The sequence below is a fragment of the Micromonospora cynarisoli genome, from assembly GCF_030518815.1.
GTDB classification, from domain to species: domain Bacteria; phylum Actinomycetota; class Actinomycetes; order Mycobacteriales; family Micromonosporaceae; genus Micromonospora; species Micromonospora wenchangensis.
This window is the reverse complement of sequence record NZ_CP130426.1, coordinates 3,984,630-4,001,554: the sequence shown is the minus strand read 5'-3', so window position 1 is coordinate 4,001,554 and position 16,925 is coordinate 3,984,630. Positions and strand designations below refer to the sequence as shown.

Sequence of the window (16,925 nt, the reverse complement as noted above, 5' to 3'; positions counted from 1 at the left end):
CAGGTGGCCGGCGCGGACGGCACGCAGCCAGCGTTCCACACCTGCCTCGTCCGGCCGGATGGCGATCAGGTGCCCGCCGGGAGCATGCCGGATCGGACCGTCATACGAAACCAGACTTCGGTTGTCAGGTATCACTGCCACCCTCGACGGTATGACGACGACACCGTTGGACGGAAAGGTCGCGCTGGTGGCCGGCGCGACCCGGGGCGCTGGCCGGCAGATCGCCATCCAGCTCGGCGCGGCCGGGGCGACGGTCTACACCACCGGCCGCAGCACCCGGGCCGGCCGCTCCGAGCTGGACCGTCCCGAAACGATCGAGGAGACCGCCGAGCTGGTCACGGCCGCCGGTGGCACCGGAGTCGCGGTCCGGGTCGACCACCTCGTGCCCGAGCAGGTACGCGACCTGGTGGCCCAGATCGACGCCGAACAGGGCCGGCTCGACGTGCTGGTCAACGACGTGTGGGGGGCGGACCCGCTGATCACCTGGGACAAGCCGGTCTGGGAGCAGCCGCTGGACGCCGGGTTCCACACCCTGCGGCTGGCGGTGGACACCCACATCATCACCAGCCACTTCGCGCTGCCGCTGCTGATCCGCCGCCCCGGCGGGCTGGTCGTCGAGATCGGCGACGGCACCCGGGCGTACAACGACACGCACTACCGGCTGTCGGTCTTCTACGACCTGGCGAAGGTGTCGGTGACCCGGCTCGCGTACAGCTGGGGGCACGAGCTGGCACCGCACGGGTGCACCGCCGTGGCGCTCACCCCCGGCTGGATCCGGTCCGAGGCGATGCTGGAGCACTTCGGGGTGACCGAGGAGACCTGGCGCAACGGCGCGGCGAAGGACCCGCACTTCGTCATCTCGGAGACGCCTGCCTTCGTCGGGCGCGCGGTCGTCGCCCTGGCCGCCGACGACGACCGGGGCCGCTGGAACCAGGCGTCCGTCTCGGCCGGCGAACTGGCCCGGGTGTACGGCTTCACCGACCTCGACGGCAGCCGCCCGGACGCCTTCCGCTACCTCAGCGAGGTGGTTGAGGCGGACCGGCCCGCCGACCCCACCGGCTACCGCTGATCCGGGGGTACGGTGGCGACGCCGTAGAGCGCGGCTGAGCGGGCCGCCGCGTCGACCAGGCGGGCCCGCAGCTCCGGTGGGTCGAGCACCTCGGCCTCCGGGCCGAAGCCGAGCAGCTGGGCGTACGCCACCTCGACGGACTCGACGGGCAGCCGGGTCACCACCCACCCCTGCCCGTCGGGTGCGCCGGCGGCGGCCAGCGCCTCCTCGTACGCGAAGGGGGTGTCGGCGAGGAAACGCAGCAGGCGCAGGCCGACGGGGCTGACCCGGACGGTGACCCGCTCGGCGAGCATGCCCCGCAGGAACGCCTCGGCCTGCTCCCGCCAGTAGCCGCCCAGGTCGAAGCCGTCGTCCCGGACGAACGTCGCCGGGTCGGGCACGACGTCGACCACCCGGTCCACCCGGTAGGTGCGCATCGCGTCACCGACCCGGCCGACGAGATACCAGGTGCCGCTCTTGAGCACCAGCCCGTACGGCTCGACCCGGCGGGTCACCTCCCGTTCGCCGCGCCGGTACCGCAGCACCACCACCCCGTCCCGCCACACCGCGCGGGCCAGCTCGGTCAGCCAGCGGGGCGGGGTGGAGTCCCGGAACCAGCCGGGCACGTCCAGATGGAACCGTTGCCCGGTGCGGGCCGGGGCGTCGCGCAGGCTCGGCGGCAACGCGGCGAGCACCTTCAGTTCGGCGGACGCCACCGCGTCGGCCAGTCCGAGGTCACCGGCCGGGCCGGGGAGCCCGGCGAGGAAGAGCGCCTCCGCCTCGTCGCGGGTCAGCCCGGTCAACCGGGTCCGGTACCCGCCGAGCAGCCGGTACCCGCCGGTCCGTCCCCGGTCGGCGTAGACCGGCACCCCGGCGGCGGACAACGCCAGCACGTCCCGGTAGACGGTCCGCTCGGACACCTCCAGTTCCCTGGCGAGTTCGGCGGCGGTCATCGTCTCCCGGGACTGCAACAGCAGCACCAGGGAGATCAACCGGGACGCCCGCATCCCTGCATCCTGCCGGCCCGACCCGTCTGCCGGTGCCACCGGGTGTCCGGTGGCGATGGTGCGCGGCCGATAGGCTCTGCGGTCGTGAACGGACCCCGTACGATCGCCGCGCCGGTGACCGGCGCCACCCGTCGCTTCTTCGGCGGCGTGGGCCTGCTCCTGCGTGGCCTCGGCCTGTACGTCCGCAGCCCGGGACTGATGCTGCTGGGCGTGGTGCCGGCGCTGCTGTCCGCCGCGCTCTTCGTCGCCGCGTTCGCCACCCTGGTCTATTTCGTGGACGAGCTGGCGGCGTGGGTGACGCCGTTCGCCGACGACTGGTCGGACACCCCGCGCAGCCTGGTCCGGGTGATCGCCGGGCTGGCCTTCCTCGGGCTCGGCGGGCTGCTCACCGTGGTCGGGTTCACCGCAGTCACCCTGGTCATCGGCGACCCGTTCTACGAGAAGATCTCCGAGCGGGTGGAGGACCGCCTCGGCGGCACCCCGGACGCGGTGGAGGTGCCGATCGGGGCGTCGTTGCGGCGCAGCATCGTCGACTCGCTGCGGCTGGTCGGGCTCTCGGTGCTGTTCGGCATCCCGCTGTTCCTGGCCGGGTTCATTCCGGTGGTCGGGCAGACGGTGGTGCCGGTGGTCGGGGCGGCGGTGGGCGGCTGGCTGCTCGCCGTGGAGTTGGTCGGTGCGCCGTTCTCCCGGCGGGGGCTGCGGTTGCCGGACCGTCGGGCCCGGCTGAAGGCGGACCGGGCCACCTCGCTCGGCTTCGGGGTGGCGGTCTTCCTGTGCTTCCTGATCCCGCTCGGTGCGGTGCTGGTGATGCCGGCCGCCGTGGCCGGGGCGGCGCTGCTCGCCCGCCGGTCGCTGGGCCAGCACATCGAGGAGAGCTGACCCGTCGCCGCCCGAGGGCCCGGCGGGACCTGGCGTCAGGGCAGGTCGCGCAGGCAGGACCAGGCGGAGGCCACCGGCCGGTAGCCGAGGCGGGTGTTGACCGCCAGCATCGGCGCGTTGGCCTCATCGTTGGAGGTGTAGGCCGTGCGTACCCCGCGACCGGCGGCCCGGTGCAGCGCGGCCTGTTTGGTCAGCCGGGCCAGCCCCCGGCCCCGGTACTCCGGCCGGGTCGCGGTGAAGTCGGACCACATCCGGTCGCCGTCCCGCTTGACCAGGCTCAGCGTGACCAGCGTGCCGTCGATCTCGGCGACCGTGCCGGCTTCCCGGTCCAGTCCCGGGTTGTCCCAGCACTCCGAGCGCCACAGGGAGTAGCTGGTCGCGTCCACCGGCACGTCGCCCGGCTCGCCCACCGCGGCGGCGGCGTCCAGGAGGTGGACCCGGTACGGGTCGAGCCCGGCGAGCGGGAGCAGGCGTACCCCGGCGGGCGGCTCGGGCATCGGCGGGGCCGGGCGCAGGTCGAGCGCCGAGTAGCGCAGCTCCCGGCTGGGGGTGAACCCGTGCCGACGGGCGTACGGTAGTGAGCCGGTCTGCACCCAGGTGCGCACCCGGCGGACCCGCAGCGAGGCCAGGTGGTCCAGCGCGGCGGTGAGCAGCGCGGTGCCGACGCCCCGGCCCCGGTGCTCCGGGTGCACGTGCAGGGTGGAGACGTCCCCGAAGTCCGGCACCGAGGTGTGCGTGTTCCGGTAGGCCGAGGCCCAGCCGACGATCCGGCCGTCCGCCTCGGCCACCCATGCGGTCCACTCCTCCTCGGGCGGCGGTTGGGCGATCATCTGCCGGGTCGACGCGACGCCCCGCACCAGGTACGGATGAACCAGCGACCGCAGCGCCACCACCTCCGGCGCGTCGTCCGGCCGGGCGGTGCGGATGAGCCACCCCGCCCCCGGCTGCCCGGTGGACCGCGCGGAGGGGTCGGGGGTGGGCGGCGACGGGGGCCGGCGCTGCTCGGCGGTGCCGGTCGGCTCGGCGGTGCCGGTCGGCGCGGCTGGCGGTGCGGCAGCGTCAGGCATGCCCGCGAGCGTAGGCACGGGCCGGTACCGCCGGCCACGGCTTTTCCGCACCTGCCCTGCCGTTGCTCTGAGTGTCACTGCCCTGGCTCGACGGTTCTTTACCCTCCGTGTCGACGTCGGGTGCGGCGCTCGGAACGGCGGGGCGGCAGCGCGGCGGGCAGGGAGCGCGGCGGACGGGAACGGGGCGGGTCAGGCGGACTGCCTGATCACCAGCTCCGTCGGCAGCACCACCGCCCGCTCCACCTCCGCGCCGTCGGCCAGGGCCAGCAGCAGGCGGGTCATCTGCCGGCCCAGCTCGACGATCGGCTGGCGCACGGTGGTCAGCGGCGGCTCGGTGTAGGCGGCCGTCTCGATGTCGTCGAAGCCGATCACCGCGACGTCGTCCGGCACCCGCCGGCCCGCCTCGTGCAGCGCCCGCAGGGCGGCGTGCGCCATCAGGTCGGAGGCGGCGAAGACCGCGTCCAGATCGGGGTACGCGGCGAGCAGCCGACGCATCGCCGTGGTTCCCGACTCACGGGTGAAGTCGCCGTACTCGATCAGCTCCGGCAGGCCGGCGGCGACCACGGTGTCCCGGTAGCCGGCGAGGCGTTCGATGCCGGCGACCATGTCCTGCGGGCCGGCGATGGTGGCGATCCGGCGGCGACCGTTGTCGATCAGGTAACGGGTCGCCCTGGCGACCCCGCCGATGTGATCAACGTCGATGTAGGGCACGTCGGCGTCGTCCAGCGGCCGGCCGCTGCACACCACCGGGATGCCCAGCCGGGCGAGCCGGCCGGGCAGCGGGTCCTCACCGTGCAGCGAGGCGAACAGCACCCCGTCGACGTGTCGGCCGGTGGTGTAGCGGGCGACCCGGTCGTGCCCGGCGGGCGAGCCGGCCAGCATCAGCACCAACTGCTTGTCGGCCGCCTCCAGCTCCTGGGCCGCGCCCCGGATGAGCCCGGGGAAGACCTGGTCGTCGGAGAAGACCCGGGTGGCCGCCTCCGGCAGCACCAGGGCGACCGAGTCGGTCCGCTGGGTGACCAGGCTGCGGGCGGCCAAGTTCGGCACGTACCCCAGCTCGGCCACCGCCCGGCGGACCGCCTCCTGGATCGGTTCGGCGACCGTGGTGGAGCCGTTCACCACCCGGGAGACCGTCGCCCGGGACACACCGGCCTGCCGGGCGACCGCCTCCAGAGTGGGCCGTTGTGCCGCCGTCATACCCGCTCCCACCACTTCGTCACAGCCCGTTCCGGGAGATCACCTCCTGGTACCACCGGGCGCTCGCCTTCGGGGTGCGCCGCTGGTTCAGATAGTCGACGTGGACGATCCCGAACCGCTTCCGATAGCCCTCGGCCCACTCGAAGTTGTCCAGCAACGACCATACGAGATAGCCGCGCAGGTCGACTCCGCGGGAGATGGCCTCGTGCGCGGCCCGCAGGTGCCCGTCCAGGTAGGCGATCCGGTCGGCGTCGTCGATCCGGCCCGCCGCGCCCCCGTCGGAGGTGCCGCTGTCGTCCGGGAACGCACCACCGTTCTCGGTGATCATCAGCGGGAGCCCCGGGTAGTCGGTGGCGAGCCGCACCAGCAGCCGGGACAGCCCGGCCGGCTCGATCTGCCAGCCCATGTCGGACACCGGCCCGGTGGCGGGCAAGAACTCCACCGCTCCCTCGGTGCCCGGGTAGGCGCTGCTGCCCGCCCCGTCCGGGCGGCCCGCGACGTAGGTGGGTGAGTAGTAGTTGATGCCGAGCAGGTCCAGCGGAGCGGCGATGATCTTCTCGTCGCCGTCCCGGACGAACGTGGGCTCCACCATCCGGGCGACGTGTTCGAGCACGTCGGCCGGGTATCCGGCACCGGTCAGCGGGTCCAGGAAGATCCGGTTCTGGAGGCCGTCGACGAGACGTACCGCGGCGGCGTCGGCGGCGCTTGCCGGGTCGGCCGGCGCGACGTCCGCCGGGTTGAGGGTGATCCCGACCGTCCGCGCGCCGGCCGCCCGCAGCGCCCGCGCCGCCAGCCCGTGCCCCAGCAGCAGATGGTGTACGGCCCGGAAGGCCGCCCCGGCGTCCCGCTCGCCGGGAGCGTGCACCCCGTTGCCGTAACCGAGGTACGCCGAGCACCACGGCTCGTTGAGCGTCGTCCAGGTGCGGATGCGGTCACCGAGCCGGGCGTGCACCGCCAGGGCGTAGTCGGCGAAGTGTTCGGCGGTCTCCCGGCTGGCCCAGCCGCCCCGGTCCTGCAACGTCTGCGGCAGGTCCCAGTGGTAGAGCGTGACGATCGGGTCGATGCTCCGGTCGAGCAGCGCGTCGGTCAACCGGTCGTAGAAGTCCAGGCCGCGCGGGTTGACCGGGCCGGTGCCGTCCGGCCTGATCCGGGGCCAGGCCACCGAGAACCGGTACGCGGCCAGCCCCAGCTCGGCCATCAGCGCCACGTCGTCGGCGTACCTGTGGTAGTGGTCGCAGGCGACGTCGCCGGTGTGCCCGGCGAACACCCTGCCCGGCGTACGGCTGAAGGTGTCCCAGATGGACTCGCCGCGACCGTCGTCCCGGGCCGCCCCCTCGATCTGGTACGCGGCGGTCGCCGCGCCCCACACGAAGCCCTCCGGAAATCGAACCTCATTCACGCCTTGACCGCACCTTCCATGATGCCGCCGATGATCTGGCGGCCGAACACGACGAACACCAGCAGCAATGGCAGCGTCGCGATCGCCGTGCCGGTGAACACCTGCGACATGTCCTGGTAGTAACCGTCGGAGAGGGCCCGCAGCGACAACTGCACGGTCGGGTTCTCCGGGTCGTTGAGCACAGCGTACGGCCAGAGGAAGTCGTTCCAGGTCGTCATGAACGTGAGCAGGCCGAGGACGGCGGCGGCCGGGCGCAGCGCGGGCAGCACCACGTTCCAGTAGATCCGCAGCGTGTGGCAGCCGTCGACCCGGGCCGCCTCGATCAGCTCGGTGCTGACCGCCTGGGCCGCGTACTGACGCATCATGAACACACCGAATCCGGTGACCAGGGCGGGGACGATCACCGCCGGCAGCCGGTCGTTCCAGTTCAGCTTGGTCATCAGCAGGTACAGCGGGATGACCCCGAGCTGGGTGGGCACCATCATGGTGGCGACGATGACCATGAGCAGGGCGTTGCGGCCCCGGAACCGCAGCTTGGCGAACGCGAATCCGGCGAGGGTGGAGAAGAGCACCACCGAGAAGGTGACACTGACCGCGACGATCGTCGAGTTGACCAGGCCGGTGAGGAAGTGCGCGTCGGGGTTGGCGAACAGCCGGGTGATGTTCGCGCCGAGGTTGCCACCGGGGGTGAGCGGTGGCGGCACCTGGCCCATCGCGTCGCTGCTGCGGCTGGCGACCACGAACATCCAGTAGATCGGGAAGATCGACAGCAGGGCGGTGAGCGTCAGCGCCGGGTAGGTGAGCCGGCCGGCCGACCAGATGCGGGTCATCGGTCCCCCTTGCGGGCGCCGCCGCCGAGCCGGCGCAGGATCAGTACGTTGATCGCCGCGACCACCGCGATCAGGGCGAAGAGCAGCCAGGCGACGGCCGAGCCGTAGCCGAAGTTGTAGTGCGGGGCGAAGGCGTTCTCGAACATGTACATGGTCATCGTCTGGGATTCGCGCAGCGGCCCGCCCCGGATCGCGTTGGTGCCGGAGTTGAACAGCCGGGGCTCGGTGAACAGTTGCAGTCCGCCGATGGTGGAGATGATCACTGCGAAGATGATCGTGGGTTTGAGCAGCGGCACGGTGATCGACCAGAACTGCCGCGCCCGGCCGGCCCCGTCGATCGAGGCGGACTCGTACAGGTCGCGGGGGATGGCCTGCATCGCGGCCAGGAAGATCAGCGCGTTGTAGCCGGTCCACCGCCAGTCGACCATGGCGGAGATGGCGGTCCAGGCGGCGAACCGGTTCGCCTTCCAGTCGATCGCGTCGACGCCGACCAGGTCGAGCAGCCAGTTGATCATGCCGAACTCGCGGCCGAACAGCACCGCGAAGACGATCGCCACCGCCGCCGTCGAGGTGACGTTGGGCACCAGCACCGCCATCCGCCAGGTGGTCCGCGCCCGCAGCCGGCGGTTGAGCAGGTTGGCCAGCCAGAGGGCGGCGAGCAGTTGCGGCACCGTGGAGAGGACGAAGATGCCGAGGGTGTTCACCACCGAGTTCCAGAAGTCGGCGTCGGCCATCAGCTGGGTGTAGTTCTGCGCGCCCACGAAGGCCGGGTCCACTCCCAGCAGGTCCCAGTCGTGCAGCGACACCCAGAACGTGTACGCCAGCGGATAGAGCCCGAAGATCGCGAAGAGCAGGAAGAACGGCGTCACGTACAGGTAGGGCGAGTACCTGACGTCGAGCCGGGCCAACCGGTGCTTCTGCTCCGGCCGTCTGCTCCGGGTCCGTACCGCCCCCGGCGGCGTACCGTCGACCTGAACAACCATCTCCCGTGCGTTTCCTCTCTGTCCCGGCCTGCACCCGCCCGCCCGTCGGGGGCGGGGTCGCGCTGTGGGCCCGCGACCCCGCCCCCCGGACCGGGTTACTTGGCGGCGGCCTTGCGGGCGTTGGTGGTGGCGTCGGTCCAGCCCTGGGCGGGGTTGCGCTGACCCAGTTCGACGGTGCGCACGGCGTTCTCCACCTCGGTGCGGACGGCCTGGTTCTTGGGGCCCATGTAGACCGGCTTGAGGCTCTTCGCGCCGGCGGCGAAGATCTTGCCGACCGGGGCGTCGGAGAAGTACGCGTTGGTCGAGTTGACGATCGCCGGGTCGTCCAGCGCCTGCGGGGACGACGGCAGCGGCCCCTTCTCCTGGAACGCGCCGATCTGACCCTTGGCGCTGGTCAGGAACTTGGCCAGTTCGATCGCCTCGGCCTGGTGCCGGCTCTGCTTCGGCACCGCCAGGTAGGAGCCGCCCCAGTTGCCGCCGCTGCCGGGCACCTGGGCGATGTCCCACTTGCCCTTGGCGTCCGGGCCGGCGTTGCCCTCGATCACCCCGGTCATCCAGGCCGGGCAGGCGATGGTGGCGAACTTGGCCTGCTTGAAGGCCGACACCCACTCCTCCGACCAGGCCCCGTACCGGCCGGAGAGGCCGGAGTCGATGATGTCGACGGTGGTGTCGTACGCCTGGCGTACCGCCGGGTTGCTGTCGACCACCAGCTTGTCGGCGGTGTCGTAGTAGCTGTAGCCGGTGGTGTTGCCGGCGGTCTGGAGCAGGATGGTGTTGAAGGTGTTGGTGGCGGCGTCCAGGAATGCCGCGCCGGTGTTCTTCGCCTTGAACTGCTCGCCGACCCGCACGTAGTCCTGCCAGGTGGGCCAGAGCTTGGACACGGCGTCCCGGTCGGTGGGCAGGCCGGCGGCGGCGAAGAGGTCCTTGCGGTAGCAGATCGCCATTCCGCCGACGTCGGTGCCGAGGCCGATGAGCTGCTTGCCGTCGGCGGTCAGCCCGCCGTTCCACTTCCACTCCAGGAAGTTGCCCTTGAGGTCGGCGGCCCCGTGGTCGAGCAGGTTGACGAAGTTCTGCGGGTTGGCCTTGTACTCGACCAGCAGGCCCTCCTCGATGGCGACCACGTCACCCGCGCCCTTGCCGGCGGCGAGCCACTGGGTGAGCTTGGGGGAGTACTCGTCGAGGTTGCCGCCGGTGCCCCGCTCGACGATCTTGATGCCGGGGTGGGCGGCTTCGTACTCCCGGTAGAGCTTCTCGTAGCCGAACTGGCCGAACACGTCGACGGTCAGCGTGACCGGGCCGCCGTCGGCGGCCTCGTCGTCGCCGCCGCAGGCGGTGGTGCCGAGCAACGCGGTGATGGTGACCAGGGCGATCGCCGTGAGGCGGCGGCGGGAAAAGACACCCATCTGGGTCGGACCCCTCTCAGGTCGGTGGTGGGGTGGTACGGCGTATGCGCGGGCCGCGGAGGCGGCGACCCGGACTCGATCGCGATGAGAGAGCGCTCTCACGACAGGGTGGTGGGTCGATCGACTCCTGTCAAGAGAGCGCTCTCTCGCGGATGGGGGCGGAAGCCGCACACGCGAGAGCGGCCGCCGCCGGACGGGGGACGGCCGCTCTCGGAACGCGGTCGCGGCGGCGCGGGAGGTCAGCCCACCCGCAGGCCCGCCAGCAGCGAACGGTCCCCGGCCACGCCGAGGGTGTCGAAGCTGATCCGGCCCCACAACGCCAGCAGCAGATCGCTCGCCGAACCGGTGACCTGCACCCGGGCGTGGTGGTCGTCGTGCCCGAACACCGTCGCGGTGTCCAGCAGGGCCACCCCCTCACCACGCATCCGCAGGTACCAGTCCTGCGCGGCGTCGCTGGCGGTCAGGTGCACCACCCCCTGCCACTGCCCCGAACCGCTGCGCCGGCCCGCCGGCAGCCAGGTGTCCAACACCTCGCTGACCCCGTCGGCGGCGAGCTTCGCCTCGATCGGGTCACCGGCGGCGATGGCGAGCTGGGCGTCCCACCGGTGCACCGCGGTCTCGTGCGCCATCCGCCGCGGCCAGAACCCGGCCCTCTTCGGCTGCGGCGCCCAGTTCCACGCCGGGGCCTCCGGGTCGAGCGCGTCGAAGAGGGTCATCAGCCGGTCGTACTCGTGCTGCCAGAGCTGGAGCGGCGTCAACCCGGCGGGCAGGTCGATGGTGTCGTCGCGACTGGCCGGCTGCGCCGTGTCCCCGCTGCCGGCGACCGAGTGCACCCAGTGGTAGAGGCCGGCGAGGTGCAGGGCGAGATCGGACACCGTCCACCCCGGGCAGGACAGCACGGGTGTCTCCGGCGGGGCCTCGGCGACGGCCGCGGCGAACGCCGGGCCGTCGACCCGGAGCGCTCCCATCCAGAAGTCCTTCGTGGCGTGCAGTCTGCTCATCGCAATCCTCCCCGGGGTGACCCGGCGACCAGTGGGTGCCGCGGCTACCCCTCAGCCTAGGGTGAAAGGCGTGTCAGACGTCTACGCCAAACCGACAACGGACGCCGAACCCGCCGATCCGGCCGCCCTGGCGGAATACACCACCCTGCGGCTCGGTGGTCCCGCCGCCCGCTGCGTGGCCGCCACCAGCACCGACGAGATCGTCCACCGGGTCCGCGAGGCGCACCGGCGCGACGAGCAGGTGCTGGTCCTGGCCGGCGGCAGCAACGTGGTCGTCGGGGACGCCGGCTTCCCCGGCACCGTCGTGCTGATCCGGTCGCGGGGCTACGACGTCGTCGCCGAGGACCCCGACACCGTCACCGTACGGGTCGAAGCCGGCGAACCCTGGGACGACCTCGTCGCCGCCACCGTCGGTAACGGCTGGTCCGGCCTGGAGTGCCTCTCCGGCATCCCCGGCTCGGCCGGCGCCACCCCCATCCAGAACGTCGGCGCGTACGGCCAGGAGGTCGCCGAACGGATCACCGGCGTCCAGGTGTACGACCGTGCCGAGGACCGGCTCGCCACCGTCGCCGCCGCCGACTGCGGCTTCGCGTACCGGGGGAGCATCTTCAAGTACAGCGACCGCTGGGTGGTGCTCTCGGTCGACTTCCGGCTGGACCGCTCACCACTGTCCGGGCCGGTCCGCTACGCCGAACTGGCCCGCTCGCTCGGCGTCGAGGTCGGTGACCGGGTGCCACTGGCCGCCGCCCGGGACACGGTGCTGAGCCTGCGCGCCGGCAAGGGCATGGTGCTCGACCCCGCCGACCCGGACACCTGGTCGGTCGGCTCGTTCTTCACCAACCCGGTGCTCGACCGGGCGGCGTACGACCTGCTGCGCGAGCGCGCCGCCGACATCGGCGAACCCCCCTCCTGGCCCTGCCCCGGTGACCTGGTGAAGGTCAGCGCCGCCTGGCTGATCGACAAGGCGGGCTTCGCCAAGGGGCACCCCGGGCCCGGGGGCACCGCCATCTCCGGCAAGCACACCCTGGCCCTGACCAACCACAGCGGCACCGCCCGTACCGCCGACCTGATCGCCCTCGCCCGGGAGATCCGCGACGGCGTCCACACCCGCTTCGCCGTCCCCCTCCACCCCGAACCCGTCCTCATCAACTGCACCCTCTAACCCGCCCCGCCCCCGCCCGGGTCGGGGTCAGGTGGGGGAGACGGCGGGCCAGGGGAGGGTGAGTTCGCCGTGACGCCAGCGGTGGGGGCGGTCGAGGACGGGCCAGCCGGTGGACCGGAGGGTGCCGACGGCGGTCAGCCATCGTTGGCGGGGGCCGAACGGGGCCAGCCCGGCGGCGGCGTGCCAGGCGTCGTCCAGGGCGCTGAGCAGGGCGTGGATGCGTTCGCCTGGCACGTTGCGGTGGATCAGCGCTTTCGGCAGGCGTTCGGCCAACCGGGCCGGGCTCTCCAGCGTGTTCAGTTTGGCGGCCAGGGTCAGCGTCCGGGGGCCGGTGGAGTCGATCAGCAGCCAGCCGGCGAGTCGGCCCAGCTCGTCGCAGGTGCCCTCGACCAGCACCCCGTCCGGGGCGAGCCGGTCGGTGACCGTCCGCCAGGCGTCGGTGACCTCACCCTCGTCGTACTGGCGGAGCACGTTGAACGCCCGGACCAGGGTGGGCCGCAACCCGGCCAGTTCGAAGCCGCCCCGGGCGAACGTCAATCCCGGCGGGTCGGCGGCCGGCGCGGCGGCGGCCACCCGTACCGGATCGATCTCCAGCCCGACCACCCGGACGTCGGCGCGGACCCGGGCGGCCAGCCGGTCCCGCAGTTCGACGGCGGTGACCGGGGTGGCGCCGTAACCGAGGTCCACCACCAGCGGGTCGGCGGCAGCCCGTAACCGGTCGCCGCAGCTTTCGACGATCCAGTTGTCGACCCGGCGGAGCCGGTTCGGGTTCGTCGTCCCCCGGGTCACCACGCCCACCGGCCGTTGCCGGCCCCGGTCAGCCATCCCGGGTCACTGCCCGACCCGGTGCACCTTGTGCTGGGCGGCCTGGGCCAGCGGGCGGACCACCAGACGGTCCACGTTGACGTGGTGCGGGAGGGTGGCGCACCAGGCGACGCACTCGGCGACGTCGGCGGCCACCAGGGGCTGCGCCACCCCGGCGTAGGTGGCGTCGGCCTTCGCCGCGTCCCCGCCGAAGCGGTTCAGGCTGAACTCCTCCGTCCGGACCATCCCGGGGTCGATCTCGACCACCCGGACGGGCCGGCCGCACAGCTCCAACCGCAGGGTGCCCGCCACGGCGGTCTGCGCGTGCTTGGCGGCGGTGTACCCGCCGCCGCCCTCGTACACGGTGAGACCGGCGGTGGACGAGACCACCACGATGGTCCCGGCGCCGGAGCGCTCCAGAGCCGGCAGCAGGGCCTGGGTGACCCGCAGCGTGCCGAGCACGTTCACGTCGTACATCCACTGCCAGTCGGCGACCGCGCCGGTCTCCACCGGGTCCAGTCCGCGCGCCCCGCCGGCGTTGTTGACCAGGACGGTGACCGGGCCGGGAGCGTCGTCGGCGGCGCGGGCCAGCCCGGTCACCGACTCGTCCGAGGTGACGTCGCAGGCCACGGCGGTGGCGCTGCCGCCGGCCGCCGCGATCTCGGCGACCAGACCGGCGAGCCGGTCGGTGCGGCGGGCGGCGGCGAGCACGTGGAAACCCTCGGCGGCGAGCCGGCGGGCGGTGGCCGCGCCGATCCCGCTGGACGCCCCGGTGACGATCGCGACAGAGGTCATCGGGCCATTCTCACCCTGGCGGCGTGGCCGGCCGCCCCGGGCCCCGTGATGAGGTCCGTCACGCCCGAGGCCCGGGGCGAGGCATTTCCGAAGCCCGATGGGGAAGATTGCATCCGGCGTGCAGGTTGTCCGAGGAGCGCCGGTCGTGCGTGACGGCATCAACCGTGACAGAGGGAGCGGACGTGGCGGATCAGCACACCGGTGTCGGTCGTCAGCGAGGTGCCCTGCCGTGGCCCCGGCCCCGCCGGATCGCCACCCTGTCGGTGCACACCTCGCCGTTGCACCAACCGGGCACCGGCGACGCGGGCGGCATGAACGTCTACATCCTGGAGGTCGCCCGTCGGCTCGCCGAGGCGAACGTCGAGGTGGAGATCTTCACCCGGGCCACCTCCGGTGACCTGCCCCCGGTGGTGGAGATGGCCCCCGGGGTGCACGTCCGGCACGTCACCTCAGGCCCGCTGGAGGGGCTGACCAAGGAGGAACTGCCCGGTCAGCTCTGTGCCTTCACCGCCGGGGTGCTGCGCGCCGAGGCGGCCCGCCCGCCCGGCCACTACGACCTGATCCACTCGCACTACTGGCTCTCCGGGCAGGTCGGCTGGCTGGCCAAGGAGCGCTGGGGGGTGCCGCTGGTGCACACCGCGCACACCCTGGCGAAGGTGAAGAACGCCCAGCTCGCCGCCGGTGACCGGCCGGAGCCGAAGGCCCGGGTGATCGGCGAGGAACAGGTGGTCGCCGAGGCCGACCGGCTGGTCGCGAACACCCGGGCGGAGGCCACCGACCTGATCGACAGGTACGCCGCCGACCCGGCCCGGGTGGTGGTCGTCGAGCCGGGGGTGGACCTGGCGCGGTTCCGGCCCGCCGTCGGGGACCGGGAGGTCGCCACCCGCGCCGCCCGCCGCCGGCTGGGCCTGCCCACCGACGGGTACGTCGTCGCGTTCGTCGGCCGGATCCAGCCGTTGAAGGCCCCCGACGTGCTGGTCCGCGCGGTCGCTGCGTTGCGGGAACGTGACCCGGCCCTCGCCGACCAGGTGACAGTGGTGATCTGCGGCGGCCCGAGCGGCAGCGGTCTGGACCGGCCCACCTCGCTGATCGAGCTGGCTGCTTCGTTGGGGGTCGCCGACCGGGTGCGTTTCCTGCCGCCGCGCACCGGTGACGACCTGCCCGCCCTCTACCGGGCGGCCGACCTGGTGGCGGTGCCGTCGCACAACGAGTCGTTCGGGCTGGTGGCCCTGGAGGCGCAGGCCTGCGGCACGCCGGTGGTCGCCGCCGCCGTGGGTGGCCTGGTCACCGCCGTCCGGGACCAGGTCAGCGGCGTGCTCGTGCACGGCCACGACCCGACCGACTGGGCCCGTACGCTGGCCCGGCTGCTGCCCGACCGGGCCGGTCGGGAGGCGCTGGGTCGGGGAGCCGCCCGGCACGCCCGGAGCTTCTCCTGGGAACGCACCGTCTCCGGGCTGCTCGCCGTCTACGGCGAGGCGGTCACCGGGCACCGGGAGCGGTTGGCGGCCCGGCTGGCCGACGGTCCGGCGCTCACCGGCTCCTGGTGACCCGTTGCCCCGCCCGGCGTCGTCGGGTGGGGCGGCCACGGCGGCCGTAGAGTGGGGCCGATGAGCGCGAAGAGCGAGCTGGCGGCCCTGATCGAGGCGGTCTGCACCGAGCGGGAGCTGGACTGGGAAGCCACCGGCGAGGGTTCGTACGCGGTCACCCTGCCCGGCACCCACAAGCTGAAGACGATCTGCAACCTGATCGTCGGCGAGCATGCGCTGCGGGTCGAGGCGTTCGTGATGCGCCAGCCCGACGAGCGGCGCGAGGAGCTGTGGGCGTGGCTGCTGCAACGCAACGCCGGGATGTACGGCGTGGCGTTCTCGATCGACGCGGTCGGGGACGTCTACCTCACCGGGCGGGTCAATCCGTCGGCCGTCGACGCCGACGAGCTGGACCGGTTGCTCGGCGCGGTGCTCAGCTACGCCGACGAGTCCTTCGACACGATGTTGGAGATCGGTTTCGGCAGTTCCATCCGCCGGGAGTGGGAGTGGCGGGTCAAGCGGGGCGAGTCGACCGCGAACCTGGCCGCCTTCGCCCACCTGTTCACCCCCTCGTCCGGAGGTTCGGACCGGTCCTGACGGGTATGCCGCACCGCTGCGGCGCGGCAGTGTGGGACCCGCCGCAGGCCGAGGACGGACTGTCGAGGAGCGTGTCATGGCTCAGCGGAACAGCTCAGGTCGCGGCGCGACGGCGACCAGGACCACGCGTCAGGCCGGCAACCGGACCCCGAACACGCCGGGCATCTCCGAGTCGGAGATCTCCCGGATGAGGGTCGACGAGATCCGGGGTCAGTTGCGCCGCCGGGGGGTCTCCGGGATCTCCGCGCTGCGTAAGCCGGAACTGGTGAAGGCGCTCGCGCGGACGTTGCGTGCGGAGGGTCGGGCCGGCGGCGCCGCCCGACGCAGCACCGGCCCGGCGGGCCGGGCGCCGGCCCGTAAGAACGCCGCCGGGGCCGCGAAGGCCACCCCGTCGCGTACGCGGGCGAAGGCGTCACCGGCGAAGGCCACCCGCGCCACGGGCGTGCGCACCGGGCGTTCCACCTCCCGTTCCGTACGCTCAGCGCAGCTCATCACGTCTCCGGCGGACCGTCCGGAACGTCCCGGACGCAGCCTGGTGACCACCAACCACCAGGTGATCCGGAACTGGGCCGCAGCCCGGGGGGCCAAGCCGGCGACCATCGCCGGCACCGAGCGCAACGGCCGGCCGGGGGTGCTCACCTTCGACATCCCGGGTTACCGGGAGAGTCGTCGGCTGCGGGTGGTGAGCTGGGACGACTGGTTCCGGACGTTCGACTCCCGCAAACTGAACCTGATCTTCCAGGAGCAGTTGCGGGACGGCCGGCCGAGCAACTTCTTCCGCACCGAGTCACCCGATCGGGAAGACGGCTGAGACGTTTGGCGGAATGGCTGCCGGGTAGCCGCGTGTTGGCAGTCACGGGGCCCGGAACAGCGGCACCGAGCGGGGACGGTCGGTGTTGTGACCGGCGAGACAGTGTTCGAAGGTTGAATCCGGAATCCGGGCGAACTAACTTTATTGCACCGCGTCACGCTCGGAAACGTTCGGGGGAGCGGCGGATCGATCAGATCCGTGCACCGAGCGAGACGCAATCGGGTGGGTCACGCCGTTGGGGGACGGTGCCACCCGGGAACCGGCGGCGCGAGCGGGCGACGCTTACGGGGGTGAGGGTCGCCCGCCGCCGCCGGGCAGGCGGTACGAGCGCCCACCGTGACCATCGGTCGCCGGTGGGCGCTCTGCCGTTCACCGGCCTCTTGCGCACTTTCGGCCTCTTCGGCCGATCCGGAAAG

General features: G+C 72.7%; 16 protein-coding genes. 6 read left to right on the top strand and 10 right to left on the bottom strand.

Features of this window, described 5'->3' with window-relative positions; all coding sequences use genetic code 11:
• The first annotated feature begins 151 nt into the window (after positions 1–151).
• The gene (locus tag Q2K16_RS17085) at positions 152–1,069 is read left to right on the top strand and encodes an SDR family oxidoreductase (RefSeq protein WP_302738605.1); all 918 of its coding nucleotides are present in this window, start codon (positions 152–154) and stop codon (positions 1,067–1,069) included.
• On the opposite strand, the gene Q2K16_RS17080 is transcribed toward Q2K16_RS17085, so the two are convergent.
• On the bottom strand, positions 1,060–2,055 hold the full coding sequence (locus tag Q2K16_RS17080; protein WP_302738604.1) for a helix-turn-helix transcriptional regulator: 996 nt from the start codon (positions 2,053–2,055) through the stop codon (positions 1,060–1,062). The genes Q2K16_RS17085 and Q2K16_RS17080 overlap by 10 nt on opposite strands.
• An 84-nt stretch (positions 2,056–2,139) precedes the next feature.
• Here Q2K16_RS17080 and Q2K16_RS17075 point away from each other — a divergent pair, with 84 nt between their 5' ends.
• Positions 2,140–2,934 (top strand): EI24 domain-containing protein, encoded by a 795-nt coding sequence (locus Q2K16_RS17075; protein WP_302738603.1) that lies wholly within the window; start codon positions 2,140–2,142, stop codon positions 2,932–2,934.
• A 35-nt stretch (positions 2,935–2,969) separates the two neighbouring features.
• Here Q2K16_RS17075 and Q2K16_RS17070 read toward each other — a convergent pair whose 3' ends face one another.
• From Q2K16_RS17070 to Q2K16_RS17040, 7 genes are all read right to left on the bottom strand, one after another.
• Positions 2,970–4,001, bottom strand: coding sequence for a GNAT family N-acetyltransferase (locus Q2K16_RS17070; protein ID WP_302738602.1), 1,032 nt, complete (start codon positions 3,999–4,001; stop codon positions 2,970–2,972).
• A gap of 189 nt (positions 4,002–4,190) precedes the next feature.
• Entirely contained in the window at positions 4,191–5,198 is a 1,008-nt protein-coding gene (locus Q2K16_RS17065) for a LacI family DNA-binding transcriptional regulator (protein ID WP_302738601.1), read from the bottom strand.
• A 19-nt stretch (positions 5,199–5,217) separates the two neighbouring features.
• Positions 5,218–6,597 (bottom strand): GH1 family beta-glucosidase, encoded by a 1,380-nt coding sequence (locus Q2K16_RS17060; RefSeq protein ID WP_302738600.1) that lies wholly within the window; start codon positions 6,595–6,597, stop codon positions 5,218–5,220.
• The gene (locus tag Q2K16_RS17055; RefSeq protein WP_088646087.1) at positions 6,594–7,427 is read right to left on the bottom strand and encodes a carbohydrate ABC transporter permease; all 834 of its coding nucleotides are present in this window, start codon (positions 7,425–7,427) and stop codon (positions 6,594–6,596) included. Before Q2K16_RS17055 ends, Q2K16_RS17060 begins: the two co-directional genes overlap by 4 nt.
• Complete coding sequence (locus tag Q2K16_RS17050) at positions 7,424–8,410, bottom strand: carbohydrate ABC transporter permease (RefSeq protein WP_302738599.1); 987 nt, start codon at positions 8,408–8,410, stop codon at positions 7,424–7,426. Before Q2K16_RS17050 ends, Q2K16_RS17055 begins: the two co-directional genes overlap by 4 nt.
• A gap of 95 nt (positions 8,411–8,505) precedes the next feature.
• A complete protein-coding gene (locus tag Q2K16_RS17045; protein WP_302738598.1) occupies positions 8,506–9,813 on the bottom strand; it encodes an ABC transporter substrate-binding protein in 1,308 nt (435 codons plus the stop codon).
• 239 nt (positions 9,814–10,052) lie between these two features.
• A complete protein-coding gene (locus tag Q2K16_RS17040; RefSeq protein ID WP_489671922.1) occupies positions 10,053–10,781 on the bottom strand; it encodes a maleylpyruvate isomerase family mycothiol-dependent enzyme in 729 nt (242 codons plus the stop codon).
• A 103-nt stretch (positions 10,782–10,884) separates the two neighbouring features.
• Between Q2K16_RS17040 and Q2K16_RS17035 the strand changes: the two genes are divergently transcribed.
• Entirely contained in the window at positions 10,885–11,976 is a 1,092-nt protein-coding gene (locus Q2K16_RS17035; protein WP_302738596.1) for a UDP-N-acetylmuramate dehydrogenase, read from the top strand.
• A 27-nt stretch (positions 11,977–12,003) separates the two neighbouring features.
• On the opposite strand, the gene Q2K16_RS17030 is transcribed toward Q2K16_RS17035, so the two are convergent.
• Together Q2K16_RS17030 and Q2K16_RS17025 are read right to left on the bottom strand one after the other, a co-directional pair.
• Positions 12,004–12,801: a class I SAM-dependent methyltransferase gene (locus Q2K16_RS17030; RefSeq protein WP_302738595.1), complete on the bottom strand. Its 798-nt coding sequence runs from the start codon at positions 12,799–12,801 to the stop codon at positions 12,004–12,006.
• Between the two features lie 6 nt (positions 12,802–12,807).
• The gene (locus tag Q2K16_RS17025; RefSeq protein ID WP_302738594.1) at positions 12,808–13,575 is read right to left on the bottom strand and encodes an SDR family oxidoreductase; all 768 of its coding nucleotides are present in this window, start codon (positions 13,573–13,575) and stop codon (positions 12,808–12,810) included.
• Positions 13,576–13,757: 182 nt separating this feature from the next.
• Here Q2K16_RS17025 and mshA point away from each other — a divergent pair, with 182 nt between their 5' ends.
• From mshA to Q2K16_RS17010, 3 genes are all read left to right on the top strand, one after another.
• On the top strand, positions 13,758–15,122 hold the full coding sequence (gene mshA, locus Q2K16_RS17020; RefSeq protein WP_302738593.1) for a D-inositol-3-phosphate glycosyltransferase: 1,365 nt from the start codon (positions 13,758–13,760) through the stop codon (positions 15,120–15,122).
• Positions 15,123–15,182: 60 nt separating this feature from the next.
• Positions 15,183–15,698: a type III secretion system chaperone family protein gene (locus tag Q2K16_RS17015; protein WP_302738592.1), complete on the top strand. Its 516-nt coding sequence runs from the start codon at positions 15,183–15,185 to the stop codon at positions 15,696–15,698.
• A 76-nt stretch (positions 15,699–15,774) separates the two neighbouring features.
• Positions 15,775–16,509, top strand: a complete 735-nt coding sequence (locus tag Q2K16_RS17010) for a hypothetical protein (protein WP_302738591.1) — start codon at positions 15,775–15,777, stop codon at positions 16,507–16,509.
• The last annotated feature ends 416 nt before the right edge of the window (positions 16,510–16,925 follow it).